Origin of the sequence: Bacillus andreraoultii (assembly GCF_001244735.1) — a bacterium.
Lineage (GTDB): Bacteria > Bacillota > Bacilli > Bacillales > Caldibacillaceae > Caldifermentibacillus > Caldifermentibacillus andreraoultii.
The window spans coordinates 144,264-158,297 of the sequence record NZ_LN868935.1 but is presented as its reverse complement, the minus strand read 5'-3'; the positions used below and the strand labels follow the sequence as shown (position 1 = coordinate 158,297).

The 14,034-nt window shown below is 33.2% G+C and carries 14 protein-coding genes; 11 read left to right on the top strand and 3 right to left on the bottom strand.

What is annotated here, in order from left to right; translation table 11 throughout:
* From BN2144_RS01145 to BN2144_RS01100, 11 genes are all read left to right on the top strand, one after another.
* A complete protein-coding gene (locus BN2144_RS01145; RefSeq protein ID WP_230199678.1) occupies window positions 1-627 on the top strand; it encodes a hypothetical protein in 627 nt (208 codons plus the stop codon).
* Between the two features lie 25 nt (window positions 628-652).
* Entirely contained in the window at window positions 653-1,669 is a 1,017-nt protein-coding gene (locus tag BN2144_RS01140) for a glycosyltransferase family 2 protein (protein WP_033826526.1), read from the top strand.
* A 258-nt stretch (window positions 1,670-1,927) separates the two neighbouring features.
* Window positions 1,928-3,094 carry a UDP-galactopyranose mutase gene (glf, locus tag BN2144_RS01135; protein ID WP_230199676.1) on the top strand — a complete coding sequence of 389 codons (1,167 nt, stop codon included), beginning with the start codon at window positions 1,928-1,930 and terminating at the stop codon, window positions 3,092-3,094.
* A 142-nt stretch (window positions 3,095-3,236) separates the two neighbouring features.
* Entirely contained in the window at window positions 3,237-4,394 is a 1,158-nt protein-coding gene (locus BN2144_RS01130; protein WP_033826524.1) for a DUF4317 domain-containing protein, read from the top strand.
* A 291-nt stretch (window positions 4,395-4,685) separates the two neighbouring features.
* Window positions 4,686-4,904 (top strand): antitoxin VbhA family protein, encoded by a 219-nt coding sequence (locus BN2144_RS01125; RefSeq protein ID WP_033826523.1) that lies wholly within the window; start codon window positions 4,686-4,688, stop codon window positions 4,902-4,904.
* A gap of 33 nt (window positions 4,905-4,937) precedes the next feature.
* Complete coding sequence (locus BN2144_RS20695; RefSeq protein WP_050632160.1) at window positions 4,938-5,249, top strand: Fic family protein; 312 nt, start codon at window positions 4,938-4,940, stop codon at window positions 5,247-5,249.
* 78 nt (window positions 5,250-5,327) lie between these two features.
* A complete protein-coding gene (locus BN2144_RS20690) occupies window positions 5,328-5,510 on the top strand; it encodes a hypothetical protein (RefSeq protein ID WP_051987012.1) in 183 nt (60 codons plus the stop codon).
* A gap of 123 nt (window positions 5,511-5,633) precedes the next feature.
* Window positions 5,634-6,035: a GtrA family protein gene (locus BN2144_RS01115; protein ID WP_033826522.1), complete on the top strand. Its 402-nt coding sequence runs from the start codon at window positions 5,634-5,636 to the stop codon at window positions 6,033-6,035.
* A 663-nt stretch (window positions 6,036-6,698) separates the two neighbouring features.
* Entirely contained in the window at window positions 6,699-8,057 is a 1,359-nt protein-coding gene (locus tag BN2144_RS01110) for an ABC transporter substrate-binding protein (RefSeq protein WP_033826521.1), read from the top strand.
* A 159-nt stretch (window positions 8,058-8,216) separates the two neighbouring features.
* Window positions 8,217-9,062, top strand: a complete 846-nt coding sequence (locus tag BN2144_RS01105) for a carbohydrate ABC transporter permease (protein WP_033826520.1) — start codon at window positions 8,217-8,219, stop codon at window positions 9,060-9,062.
* Window positions 9,062-9,901, top strand: coding sequence for a carbohydrate ABC transporter permease (locus tag BN2144_RS01100; RefSeq protein ID WP_033826519.1), 840 nt, complete (start codon window positions 9,062-9,064; stop codon window positions 9,899-9,901). The genes BN2144_RS01105 and BN2144_RS01100 overlap by 1 nt, the downstream gene beginning before the upstream one ends.
* Before the next feature lie 375 nt (window positions 9,902-10,276).
* On the opposite strand, the gene BN2144_RS01095 is transcribed toward BN2144_RS01100, so the two are convergent.
* The 3 genes from BN2144_RS01095 to BN2144_RS01085 form a co-directional block, all read right to left on the bottom strand.
* The gene (locus BN2144_RS01095; protein ID WP_033826518.1) at window positions 10,277-10,507 is read right to left on the bottom strand and encodes a hypothetical protein; all 231 of its coding nucleotides are present in this window, start codon (window positions 10,505-10,507) and stop codon (window positions 10,277-10,279) included.
* Between the two features lie 484 nt (window positions 10,508-10,991).
* Complete coding sequence (locus BN2144_RS01090; protein ID WP_033826517.1) at window positions 10,992-12,422, bottom strand: alanine/glycine:cation symporter family protein; 1,431 nt, start codon at window positions 12,420-12,422, stop codon at window positions 10,992-10,994.
* A gap of 277 nt (window positions 12,423-12,699) precedes the next feature.
* A complete protein-coding gene (locus BN2144_RS01085; RefSeq protein ID WP_033826516.1) occupies window positions 12,700-13,893 on the bottom strand; it encodes a DUF418 domain-containing protein in 1,194 nt (397 codons plus the stop codon).
* Window positions 13,894-14,034 lie beyond the last annotated feature (141 nt).

Here is a 14,034-nt window from a genome sequence, read left to right as displayed (position 1 = left end):
ATGGAAACAGAAAAAATTAAACAGAAAAAACCTATTGCAGGGATGATAGACCTGTGGGTAAAATATAAAGATAAGCATCCGAATATCGCTCAATTTCTTGTGTTTTTTATGTTAAGCAACGGCATAACCGTTTTGCAATTGGTTCTCATGCCTGTATTTAAAGGGATATTTGGTCATACATCTTTAGTAGATACTAATTTTCAAATTATGCAATTTGGTCATAATTTCGATGGTAGTCCCTATTATGTATTTGATTATGGAGCGGGATCTTTATCTTCCGGTGGTGGTGGAGGTCTTGCCTATTTCCTTGCTGTTCAAATCACGATTGGGATTGCACAAGTTATTAATTTTTTCGCGCAAAGAAATATTACTTTTAAGTCTAATAGTAATGTATGGAAAGCGGCTTTTTGGTACGTAGTTGCCTATATATTAATAACAATTGGTGCCGCAACAGCACAAGGATTCTATAAAGCTCCTATTTATAATTTACTCATGAATACATGGGGATGGGGCAGTGCAGGTGAAACAACTGCCGATGTGATTACAATGATTATTAATAGTGCGATTTCATTCTGGGTGTTTTTCCCAATATTTAAGGTTATATTTAAAAGTGAACCTGAAAAATAGATTTTTGTAAAGGTAGTGTAGATAAATGAAATTATTATCAGTTATTATTCCATGTTATAACTCGCAGGAATATATGAATAAATGCATAGACTCTCTTTTACCCGGGGGAGAAGATGTAGAGTTACTGATAATTAATGATGGATCCCGGGATAACACAGCAACGATCGCCAATGATTATGCTACAAAATATCCGACAATTGTAAAGGTAATACACCAGGAAAACAGTGGACATGGCGGTGCTGTGAATACGGGGATTTGCCATGCTTCTGGAGTCTATCTTAAAGTAGTTGATAGTGACGACTGGGTTGATTATGAGGCGTATACAATAGTATTAAAAAAGTTAAAAATGTTATTAAAACAAAATGCCAACGTTGATATGATAATTAGTAATTTCGTTTTTGAAAAAGAAGGGAAAAAGCATAAGAAGGTTATGAAATACGAAAATGTTTTCCCTCAAGATTCGATATTTACATGGGATGGGATTGGCCAATTTCGTAAAGGACAATATATTATGATGCATTCCATTATTTATAAAACGGAACTACTTAGAGAATGCGGATTAAAACTTCCAAAACACACTTTTTATGTTGATAATCTATTTGTCTATAAACCGCTAGAACATGTTAAGAGAATGATTTATATTAATGCAGATTTCTATCGATATTTTATTGGAAGAGAAGATCAATCTGTGAATGAAAAGGTAATGATAGAAAGAATTGACCAGCAAATTAAGGTAAATAAGCTTATGATTGAACAAGTAAATTTAGCGAATATCGAGAATGAAAAACTTCGCCAATATTTACTTAACCATTTAGAAATTGTAACGGTTATTTCTGCAATTATGCTTATTCGCTCTGGCACTCAAGAGAATCTTAAGAAGAGAACCGAACTATGGAATTATATTAAAAATAAAGACATGGAATTATATCAAAATCTTAGATATGGAATGCTAGGAAAACTGATTAATTTACCAGGTAGAGCTGGACGAAAAATATCTGTTGGTGCCTATAAGATATCCCAAAAAATTGTAGGTTTTAACTAAGAATTTCTAAATGATTTCGGACTTCTTGTGCCTCTCTATGACGATTATAGAGGGCTTTTTTTAGCTAATAGGAAAGTATCAATTTTCACATTTCTACTTTCCTTGTACACTTAAATGAACAAGGAAGCATCTAGCAGCATTACATGAAAGCTGAAAAACTCTTTTTTCTTCGACGAAATCTAGCCTGTACTTTCGCTGAAGGCTCTAACGTCTTTAGTTTTTTTTAGTTGGCATTATCCTAATCATTGAATAGATAAAATGAGTTGTTGTAAAGATCCAAGGGAAGGTGTGAAAGATGGTATGCAATATGATTATTTAATCGTAGGGTCGGGGTTATTCGGTAGTACATTTGCTTATGAGGCTGCAAAACGTAAAAAAAGAGTAAAGATCATTGAAAGACGAGCGCATATAGGTGGAAATATATTTACTGAGGAAATTGAGGGAATTCAAGTACATCGATATGGAGCCCATATTTTTCATACAAATAACAAAGATATTTGGGACTATGTGAATCAATTTGCAGAGTTCAATCGGTACACGAATAGCCCGATTGCAAATTTCAAAGGGGAAATATATAATTTACCTTTTAATATGAACACGTTTAATAAACTGTGGGGTGTTCTAACGCCAGAAGAAGCAAAGAAAAAAATTGAGGAGCAAAAGAAAAAGGCGAATGTTCGTAACCCTAAAAATTTAGAGGAACAAGCTATTGCTTTAGTTGGTACGGATATTTATGAAAAATTAGTTAAAGGTTATACAGAGAAACAATGGGGAAGAAATGCCACAGAGTTACCAGCATTTATTATTAAACGGTTACCAGTACGCTTTACTTATGATAATAATTACTTTAATGATAAATACCAAGGGATACCAATTGGTGGTTATACACAGATTATTGAAAAGATGCTTTCAAATCCATTCATTGATATTGAGCTGAATACGGATTTTATCGATAATAAAAATGAATATATTCGCGAGTTTCCAAAAATTATTTATACTGGAATGATTGATCAATTTTTTGATTATCAATTTGGTGAGTTGGAATATAGAAGCTTACATTTTGAAACGAAAATTCTCAATCAGGAAAATTATCAAGGAAATGCGGTTGTTAATTATACAGATGCTGAAACACCGTTTACTCGAATTATCGAGCATAAACATTTTGAATTTGGTACACAAGCGAAGACTGTCATTACGAAAGAATATCCAAAAATTTGGGAACGTGGAGATGAACCGTATTATCCCGTGAATGATAAAATAAATAATGAAAAATATCGAAAGTATCAAGAATTAGCTAATCAGAGTCCAAATATTATCTTTGGAGGCCGCTTAGGTATGTATAAATATTTTGATATGCATCAAGTGATTGCAGCAGCCTTAAAAGTAGTTAAAAGTGAATTTGGAGAGAGCGAATTGATAGAATAGGTAAATTTTACCTTTATCTAACTTGATTATAGATTGGTAGTTCATCCTTGTAATCTCCCCAAAGACAAATTTTTTATCTTTCCAAAACGAGTGGAGTTTGCTTATAATGACAAGAGTAGACTGAAAGAGTAGGTGTTATTCTATGAATATAAAAGATATTGCAAACATCCGCAAACAATTTAAGCTCGATAACGATCTTCTTAAAGTAAAAGATATTTTTAATGTATATATTCGAAAAGAAAGTAATGAAATTTTCCACCAAGAACATCATCCATTTCCTCTGCTCGACCGGGAACAGCAAGAATTGTTCATGTTAAACTTCAAAAAAGTGTTAACCGGGCAGCTTGATGTGAAATTATTTGAATTAAAATTTCAGGAACACGCCGAGGACCATAGCCGAACGATTCTCTATGACGGCTTGCAAACGGATGATTTAGAAGAGTGGAAAATGAAAATGTTAAACATTGTTGATAAAATGGTTAAAGACGTCCAATACGATTACGATATCGTTATTACGTTTATTCGAGGGGATTACTTTAAACCGACGAAGAAAACGAATGAAGAAACCGATGAAAATGCAAGAGACTCAGTTTATACGCATCCATTCATTTTATGTAGTATGAATCGAACGGAGCAACCGAAAAAATCGCTACTATTTGATTTTGTTGAGATGGAGTTTAAAGCAAATATTGTTGTTGATTCAATTATTAATTTAACATCCCCAATGTCAGGATTTTTGTATCCGTGCTTCACTGAAAATTATACAGATGTAAATCATATCCTCTACTCAGCAGGAAAAGCAAACCAACCAAATTACTATATTATCGAGGATGTATTGAATGCTGAACCAGTCATGACTGCACAAGATGATAAAGCTGTATTTGAGGAAATCGTGAAAGAGGTCGTCGGGGATGAAGTCGATTCATCCACTTTGTCGAATGTGTATGAAGAAATTAATCGGATTATGGAAGAAGATGAGGAACAAGATATTCCAAAATTAGATTATAAAGATGTTGAACAAGTGTTAAAAGTGAGTGGAGTAGACGAAGTAGATACAGAAAAAGTTGAAATGGCTTTTCAAAAAGTCATTGATGATAAAAATTATGAACTAAAGGCAACAAGTATCGTTCCAAAATCAATTAAGATTGAAACAAAGGTAGCAAATATATCCATTTCTCCTCAAGATTTAAAATATGTCAAACAAGTAACAGTTGGGGGCAAACGTTGCATTCTAATTGAAGTAGATGAGGATGCGGTCATTGAAGGATTCAAACTAATTCCTGAAACATTATTAAGTTAAATATGGATAAAGTCGATTTCGGCAAGTATAATGGCTTGTCGATTTTTTTATGTGATGGACCTATCGATTAACTGGGTAGTGAAAGTTCACTATGCGGGGGATAATTTGGATGAGGTTAGTCCTTTACCATCCCTTTGAATCTACCTGTCTTTTTTTACATTTCAATTATATAGTCAGTTCGTGCTCGTTTTTTGCATATAGCCTAATAATTATGTAATGGTAGATCCCGTCTGTCAAATACCCATTATTGTTAAGGTTTATTGTGATATAATAGAACCCTGAGGTGATTTCATGGAAATATGCGGAGTGAAATTTACGGATCGGAAACAATTTGAAGCGGTGAAAGCAAGCCTTCATTCATCTATGATTGAAGGCTTTATACCAACAAAAGAAAGTGTTGAACATATTAAAGCCGTGCTTGATGGTAGAATGACAATAGAACAATTAGCTGAATATCATAGACAGCATGAGAAAAATATGAACATAAATAAGGATGCTTTTTCTAACTGACGGAAAAGCATTTTTATTTTTGAGGTAAAGAAAATGAACCTTTCCGATAAACATTTTGATGTTAAAAATAATGTGCTGAAAAATAAAACCGGTTTAAGAAGTAGTAGTGAATTAGAAACTTTTGAAGCAAAGGCTACAATTATCTGCCTAGCTCAACTTAGGAACAAGAAAATAGATAAAAATTTGTCTATGATGGAGTTAAAAGAAATTCACAAATTCGTGTTTCAAGATGTGTATGATTGGGCGGGAGAATATCGAACTGTCGATATTTATAAAGGGAATACATCTTTTATACCTTGTCAATTTATTAACAATGCCGAAGAACAGCTGAATCAATCACTTTAACTTTATCTAAACAACAAAAATAACTCCAAAGAATTCGTTTGCAAAGAGTTAGGGAAAATCTTATGTGATTTGAATTATATGCATCCTTTTAGAGAAAGAAACGGAAGGACACAGAGGGAATTTATTAGACAGTTGGCTGATTTAAAAGGCTTCTTATTAGATATCACCCCAAGTAATGATTTGTATATGATTGCATCAATAAAAGACGATGAAATAGTCATGTATGAAGCGTTAAAAAAAGATATAAAAAGTAAAAAATAATCGTTCAAGTTTATTATTTGAATTTAAACAAAGAATATGTATACAATTGGTCGCAATATGACAAAATCAAAATAGTTGGAGGAAAGTTACCTATCCAAATATGAATGTAAAGTGGTTGTAGTCATGAAAAAATTCAAGAATAAACTTATAACATTAATGAAATTTGCGACTGTTGGTGCAGGAAATACACTAATTGATTTTTCGACATTTTTTCTATTAACAGCAGTTAGAACCCCTTATCTTCTTTCACAAATCATTTCATACACAGCTGGGATGGTTAATAGTTATCTTTTTAACCGATCGTGGACATTCCAAGTGAAGCAAAAAATAAATATGCAAGAAGTCATGCGTTTTTTTTTAATCAACTTAGCTGCATCCAGTACCGCCTTTTGTTTGATTTATGTTTTTCGAGATAATTTTGGATTTTCTCTTTTAATTAGTAAAATTTTAGCTACAGCCGGTGGAACGTGTATTAATTTTATTGGTAGTCGTTTCTGGGTCTTTAGACCGTCTTTGGAAGATTGAATATGAATATACAGAAGGGAGTTTTTCTTTTGGAACTCCCTATTTTTTGCTACAAGGAATGCTTCGGCAGCATGAACGCACAAAAGAAAAATAGTTTTTTCAGCGAACTACGGCTCTTAGTTGCCTTAAGGTTGTTCTTAGATAAGAAGTATAAAAATTCGTCCCGTACGTAATCTGGAAACTGTGACAAGGCTAGCGTCTGTTTAATCTAATCTAATCTAGAGCACTTACAAACAACCTTTTATATCACAATCATACGTTTAAAGCTTATACCTAATCTTTTCGTATCTATTTTAAAAAATTGGGTATATTAAGAAGTACAAATGTTATGAAGGAAAACCGATAACAAATTGTTTTTTACGTTAAAATCGTGCGATGCTCTATTTTTTTATGAAAACCCTTTAATAAAAGCTTGACCATCTTCTATACATATGATATATTTTGGTTATGAAAACGTTTGCCCTAAAAATCTAAATCTCTTAAATATTATCTTTTTGATTTTACATAACGGAAATTATACTATTCCTTAATCTATATGAATTTGTAAAGAGAATAGCTAAAAAGATAGTAGAGTTTAGAAAATTATTTAGCAAGCTTATCTTTGTTTTCAAGGCAAACGCTTTCGTAGGTAAGATCATATAAATATAAAGGGAGGTCTATTCAATGAACAAAAAGTGGTTTATGGTATTTTTTGCGATGATCCTTACAATTGGGATTCTTGCAGGCTGCTCTGGTGGGAAAGATGAATCAGCTGGTGGTGACTCTAAGTCTGATGGAAAAGGTTCTGTATATTATCTAAACTTCAAACCAGAAATTGCTGATCAAATCGAACAAATGGCTAAAGACTTTGAAAAAGAAACAGGTATTAAAGTAACAATGACAACAGCTGCTGGTGGTACGTATGAATCCACATTAAAGGCTGAAATTTCTAAGTCTGATGCACCAACTATTTTCTTCATTAACGGACCAATTGGTTATCAAAACTGGAAAGACTATACATTAGATTTATCTGACACGGATCTTAACAAATGGTTATTAGATAAAGATTTAGCTATTAAAGGTGAAGATGGTGGTGTTTACGGTATTCCAATCGCTGTTGAAGGATATGGAATTATCTATAACAAATCAATCATGGGAAAATATTTCGCTTCTCCTAAAAAATCAACTGATTATAAATCAATGGACGAAATTAAAAACTTTGATGCTTTAAAAGCAGTAGTAGAAGATATGACAAAATTAAAAGGTGAATTAGGTATTGATGGTGTGTTCTCATCTACATCACTAGCTTCAGGGGATCAATGGAGATGGACAACACATACAGCAAACTTACCAATTTACTATGAATACAGAGATAAAAATGTGAAAGAACTTGATAAAGTTGATTTCACTTATGCAGATCAATATAAAAATATCTTTGACCTATATATAAATAACTCTGTAGTGAAACCAACATTACTTGGAAGTAAAACAACTGATGATTCAATGGCTGAATTTGCTTTAGGAAAATCTGCAATGGTTCAAAACGGTAACTGGGCTTGGAACCAAATTTCAAATGTTGACGGTAACGTAGTAAAAGCTGAAGATATTGGATTCTTACCAATTTACACAGGGGTTAAGGGTGAAGAAAAACAAGGTCTTGCAATCGGTACTGAAAACTACTTAGCAATTAACGCAAAAGCTTCTAAAGAAGACATCGAAGCTTCTAAGAAATTTATTGATTGGATGTTCAACTCTGAAAAGGGTAAAGATTACGTTGTAAATAAATTTGGATTCATCCCAACATTCAGTACTTTTGGTGATGATGAAATTCCAACAGATCCATTAGCACAAGCAGTAATCGCGGACATGAACAATACAGATACAACAGCTGTTGACTGGAATTTCGTTTCATTCCCAAGCGAAAACTTTAAAAATGAGTTTGGTAATTCCTTATTACTTTACGCTCAAGGTCAAGAAAAATGGAACACTGTTGTAGATACATTTATTAAATCTTGGGAATCTGAAATGTCACTTAAGAAATAAAATAACATTTTAATCTAAACAATGGTCTTCCTAGGTGATTGAACTAGGAAGACTATTTTAAAGAGAATAGCTTCCTATTTATAAATGACAGGATTTTTTTAAAACCTAGGAATATTTGTGAAGCGTTAAACTAATAGAAGAGTGTGGTGAATTTTACCAATGAATAGATCACTAAAAAAATATTTCCCAATCTTTGCTTTACCGACAATTTTAGCATTTACGATTGCATTCATTATTCCATTTTTTATGGGGCTTTATCTATCTTTTACTCAATTCAATACAGTTACAGATGCGAAATGGATTGGCTTGCAAAACTATATTACAGCATTTACTCACGATACTTCATTTTTAACATCACTATGGTTTACGGTTAAATTTACTATCGTGTCCGTTATTACAATTAACGTACTCGCTTTCCTTCTTGCACTTCTACTCACAGGTGCAATTAAAGGAACGAACTTATTTAGAACTGTATTTTTTATGCCAAATTTAATTGGCGGAATTGTTCTTGGTTATATTTGGTTATCAATTATTAATTCATTCCTATATAACTTTGACTTAACAATTACTTTTGATGCAAAATATGGATTCATGGGTCTTGTAATTATGATGAACTGGCAATTAATTGGTTACATGATGATTATTTATATTGCAGGTATTCAAAATGTTCCGGTTGAATTAATTGAAGCAGCGAAAATCGATGGGGCAAGTAGGTTCCAAATATTAAGGAAAGTAACATTACCTCTCGTTATGCCTTCAGCAACGATTTGTTTATTCCTTACCTTAACAAACTCCTTTAAACTTTTTGACCAAAACTTAGCGTTAACGAACGGAGCACCTGGAGAATCAACAACAATGGTTGCACTAGATATTTACAAAACGTTCTACAGTCGGATGGGCTGGGAAGGTGTTGGTCAAGCGAAGGCGGTTGTTTTCTTCCTTGTAGTTGGAATTATTGCGATTACTCAAGTTGTATTAACTAGACGCAAGGAGGTTGAAAACTAATGGATTCAGCTAAGAAAAAATCAAGAAATTTGATGATAACAGGTTTATTATTTATCCTTGCTCTTGTCTTTTTAGCACCGATATTCCTAATTTTTATTAACTCATTTAAAGGGAAACTATATATTAGTGAGGATCTTTTTTCATTACCAAATTCAACCACCTTTGTCGGATTAGAAAACTATATTCGAGGAATTAATACAGTTAATTTTTGGAATAGCTTCGGTTTATCATTATTTATTACCATATTTTCTGTTATCGTTATCGTTCTTTTAACAGCGATGACAGCATGGTATATCGTTCGAGTGAAAAGTAAATTTACAAACTTTTTATATTATATGTTCGTTTTCTCGATGATTGTTCCATTCCAAATGGTGATGTTTACATTAACTTGGTTTGCAAACCGTCTCCATTTAGATAATCCAGTTGGAATTATTCTCGTTTATCTTGGATTCGGTGCAGGACTTTCTGTATTTATGTTTACGGGATTTGTTAAAGCCATTCCGCTTGAAATTGAAGAAGCAGCGATTATCGATGGATGTGGACCAATTCGTACATTCTTTATGATTGTCCTTCCAATGTTAAAACCAACAGCTGTAACAGTTGCCATTTTAAACGCAATGTGGATTTGGAATGACTACTTACTTCCATACTTGTTACTTGGAACAAACTACAAAACGATTCCGATTGCTATTCAATATTTACAAGGTTCTTACGGTAATACAGATTACGGTTCACTTATGGCATTACTTGTATTGTCAATCTTACCGGTTATTATTTTCTATCTATCAGCTCAAAAACATGTTATTAAAAGTATTACAGCAGGTTCTGTTAAAGGTTGATTCTGTAAAAAGGATTGTTGGGAATTATTCGCAACAATCCTTTTTTAGTTAATAGGAAAGTATAAATTTTCCAATTTTTACTTTTCAATACAGATAAGCGTACAAGGAAGGCTCTAGCAGCATTACATCCAGCAGAAAAAACTTTTTTTGCGGCGAACTCTAGTCCCTTGGTTGCCTAAAGTCTCTAGCGTCCCTGAGGTTTCTTTATGCTACTAAACCATATTAGATTGTCGTTTAATCGTACTTTTTATCAATTGGGCATTTATAACTCTTCTAGATGACCGTTTGACCAAATTGTTTAACTATGCATGTTTTCACATGAAATCAATTTCTGTATCTCAGTTTTCTTCCTTAACAAGCTCCTAATAAAAGTGATTACGAGGCGATATTCATCTTTTCTGCAACAAACTTGTATACAAATTGAAAATCAACATCCCCATTTTTATATAAGATTTCAGCACGTTTAATTTCCGCCTCAGCTAAAGGTGATTTTCTTTCCACTTCTCTCAAAGTAATGGCACCGTTTAATAAATCTAATGCGAACTTCTTTAATTTCTCATTCGTTGATTGATGTAATACGTATGATATAAAACTAATCCGATCCATTTCATACACCCCTCAAAATTTGCATTTACTATATATTTCTACTAAACTAGCAATTTTCCTTTAAAAATTTGAAATATTTCGCTTATAAATATCTACATATTTCTACATAAATCGGTTTATTTGGTAGAAGTGGTCTATAAGCCGAAAATGATGAAGATTCCGCGAAAACTGGTTCATAGAAGGGTTCTATGAGCCGAAAATGATGGAGATTCCGCGAAAACTGGTTTATAGAAGGGTTCTATACGCTCGAAATTTGGTAAGTTCAGTGAAAATGGGCTGGAGTAGTGCTATGAAGAAAACGATGAGGATTCCGTGAAAAGTGGTCGAAAAAATAACAAAGGCAAGCGAAATGTTGGAGTGATTTGTTAGAGAAAGAAACAAGATTCATAAAAATGCTACTGTTTCACATAAGTACATTTTTGAAAAAGATTGGTATTCTGATTAAAAAAAGACCTATCCAACTTAAGAATAGGTCCTAATCTTTTTACATAGATTGCTCATCTTTTAATGTAATTTCCTCATCATCCCAACATTCAACTTCACCGATATGTGGTACATTATTTTTATTAAATACAGGATCCAGTCCTTTTTTACGCTGATCTAAATAGTCGTAAATAACTGGTTTTGCTACTTTCCACAACATAAGAATAGCGACTAAGTTAATTAATGCCATAATTGCCATAAATAGGTCTGCTAAATCCCAAACAAATTTCACTTTAGCGACAGATCCAAACATAACAAACGCAACAGCGAGAATACGGAAAACCGTCAATGCTGTTTTTGATTCTTTAATAAAACCGATGTTTGTTTCCCCGTAATAATAGTTACCGATAATCGTGCTATATGCGAACATAAGAATCGCTATTGCTAAAAATATACTAGACCAATCACCAAGATTATCAGCTAGTGATAGTTGGGTTAAATTAATAGATGCTGCGTCGGCTTGTAAGTATGCATCACTAAGTAAAACAATAGCCGCTGTTGATGAACAAACAAAAATTGTATCAATGAACACCCCAAGAGTTTGAATTAAACCTTGTTTTACTGGATGGGAAACGGCGGCCGTTGCAGCAGCATTTGGAGCAGAACCCATCCCTGCTTCATTAGAGAAAAGTCCCCGCTTGATTCCGTTCATAACGGCAGCACCAACCATCCCAGAAAAAGCTTCTTCCAAACCAAAGGCAGATTTCACAATTAGCATAATTACATGCGGAATTTCCGTTATGTTCATAAAAACAACAACAAGAGCAACGCCAATATAAACGATTGCCATCACTGGGACGATGACTTGAGTGACATGAACAATTCGTTTTAATCCGCCAAAAACAATAATTGCTGTCAACAGCGATAAAATAATACCAAGAACAATTCGATTAATCCCAAAACTTTCCTCGAATGCAATCGTTATTGTGTTTGCTTGCACGGCATTAAAAACAAATCCATACGTTAAGGTAATAACAACCGCAAACAAAATTCCCATCCAACGTTTATTTAACCCTTTTTCCATATAATAAGCTGGACCACCTCGGAAACCGTGGCGATCTTTAACTTTATATACTTGGGCTAGGGTACTTTCGATTAAAGAAGAAGCTCCACCAATAAGGGCAATGATCCACATCCAAAATACAGCACCAGGTCCACCGAGAGCGATGGCAGTAGCAACTCCCGCAATATTCCCAGTTCCAATCCGAGATGCTGCAGAAATTGTAAATGCTTGGAATGAAGAAATACCTATTTTTCCATTTGAATTTATCGTAGCCTTTTCTGTCAATAATCGAAACATATCAGGTATTAACCGGAACTGGATAAATTTTGTTTTAATCGTAAAAAATAGCCCAGCTCCAACGAGTACAATAATAAGAACATAAGAGTAAAAGAATTCATTTATTTTTCCTAAAATTTCAGTTATTTCCATAACTTACCTCCAATCTCAAAGTCTAAGGCGCATTTGATTTGTTAACTTGGTAAAGTAATAAATGTAGGTATAAATTTGAGGGAAAGTTGAAAGATTAATATACTAATTTTCTTATATATTTTACTAATATATCTTAAACAAAGTAATTTTGTAAAGTAATTTATAGTGGTAAAACCGATGAATCCATACAATGTAAAATGAAAAAGCCTTAGTACGGTTGTTTAGAATATGTACTAAGGTATATCAATCTTATAGCAGTTTCACCTACTGTTTTATTTTATTGTACCTTGTTTATACTTTTACCGGTTTCCATGACATGTACCTTTCTATTTAGCTTTACGTTTCCTTTCCAAGATAAATAGGTTCCAATTCGAATTAGCTTTTCGAAAGGCCCCATTTTCCAATGTTTTAAATAAAAATAACTAGCTATCACTTGACAGGAGAAAATAAATAGTGCAAGAAAAGTAGCATTAAACACACCTAGTTTACCAAAAAGCCCCAATCCATAACCGTAAAAAATCGTTGTACAAATGACTGATTGCATTAAATAATTCGTCATCGATATTCGGCCAACATAATCAAATACGGTAAGCAAGTTTTGTTCAGACTTCGTGTAAAAATAACTAAATAAAAAAATATACCCAATGGCAAGGATTGGTCCTCCTAGTGTAATGAATCCAAAATTGCCCGAAAAAGGGATTGAAAATTGCATGCTTTTCAACAGTAGTCCAAGGGTAATAAAGACGATTGCCCCATTCCGGTAATTCTTCCTCTTCAATATAGGCGTAGCAAACCAACCGCTTTTTGCCGCATACATGCCAAACAACAGCATTGGGCATGTAATAATCGGAGTGAATAAAAAGATGATAAGGTAAAAAGCATCTGGCATGTCATATGGATCTTCACCACTATTGCGAAATTCAACCGTATCCCAGTATGTTCCATTCGCGTAAACATCCTTTTCCTTTTCAATATAAGAGGATAATTTTTCCATATCTTCCGGTGTATCTTCTGCTGGTAAAAAACTAAAAAGAGAAGTAAGCAAAAATAATACAACTGCCCAAATGATAATCGTCTTTTTCTTCCTGTTTACAAACATGAGCATCATTAGACCTGTAAACCCGTAAGAGAATAAAATATCACCTTCCCAGACAAAGATTGAATGGAGGAGACCAAAAACTAAGAGGAGTAGATATCGGCGGAATAAATGGCATTTTACTCTTTTTTTCGTCCGCTCTAACTTATCTTTTAACATAATAATTGAATAGCCAAATAAAAATAAAAAGATTGGCATAAAACTAGACTCAACAAAAACTTTCACCCATACGTACATGAACCGATCCCAAGGACGTAATAATTCGATTTGTTCCATTCCATAAATTCCATATTGGAAAATTAACATATTCGCTATTAAAATCCCAAGCAAACTGAACCCACGTAATCCATCAATTAGATGTATTCTTTTATACAATTTATTTTCATCCTTTCCGTATATGTGTAAGATAAAAATAATACAGTGAGTTTTCTATGGTTCAAATAATGGTTGAACAGAACATAAACTTTTTTCAATTTGGTAAACTGCTGGTAAACTTTACATGGTAAAACAGTATAT

Excerpts from the sequence above, each read along its gene's own strand:
- BN2144_RS01095 (WP_033826518.1), bottom strand. The coding sequence starts at position 10,507 with ATGGATCGGATTAGTTTTATATCATACGTATTACATCAATCAACGAAT.
- BN2144_RS01105 (WP_033826520.1), top strand. The coding sequence starts at position 8,217 with ATGAATAGATCACTAAAAAAATATTTCCCAATCTTTGCTTTACCGACA.
- BN2144_RS01125 (WP_033826523.1), top strand. The coding sequence starts at position 4,686 with ATGGAAATATGCGGAGTGAAATTTACGGATCGGAAACAATTTGAAGCG.
- BN2144_RS01140 (WP_033826526.1), top strand. The coding sequence starts at position 653 with ATGAAATTATTATCAGTTATTATTCCATGTTATAACTCGCAGGAATAT.
- glf (WP_230199676.1), top strand. The coding sequence starts at position 1,928 with ATGAGTTGTTGTAAAGATCCAAGGGAAGGTGTGAAAGATGGTATGCAA.
- BN2144_RS01110 (WP_033826521.1), top strand. The coding sequence starts at position 6,699 with ATGAACAAAAAGTGGTTTATGGTATTTTTTGCGATGATCCTTACAATT.
- BN2144_RS20690 (WP_051987012.1), top strand. The coding sequence starts at position 5,328 with ATGCATCCTTTTAGAGAAAGAAACGGAAGGACACAGAGGGAATTTATT.
- BN2144_RS20695 (WP_050632160.1), top strand. The coding sequence starts at position 4,938 with ATGAACCTTTCCGATAAACATTTTGATGTTAAAAATAATGTGCTGAAA.
- BN2144_RS01090 (WP_033826517.1), bottom strand. The coding sequence starts at position 12,422 with ATGGAAATAACTGAAATTTTAGGAAAAATAAATGAATTCTTTTACTCT.
- BN2144_RS01145 (WP_230199678.1), top strand. The coding sequence starts at position 1 with ATGGAAACAGAAAAAATTAAACAGAAAAAACCTATTGCAGGGATGATA.
- BN2144_RS01115 (WP_033826522.1), top strand. The coding sequence starts at position 5,634 with ATGAAAAAATTCAAGAATAAACTTATAACATTAATGAAATTTGCGACT.
- BN2144_RS01130 (WP_033826524.1), top strand. The coding sequence starts at position 3,237 with ATGAATATAAAAGATATTGCAAACATCCGCAAACAATTTAAGCTCGAT.
- BN2144_RS01100 (WP_033826519.1), top strand. The coding sequence starts at position 9,062 with ATGGATTCAGCTAAGAAAAAATCAAGAAATTTGATGATAACAGGTTTA.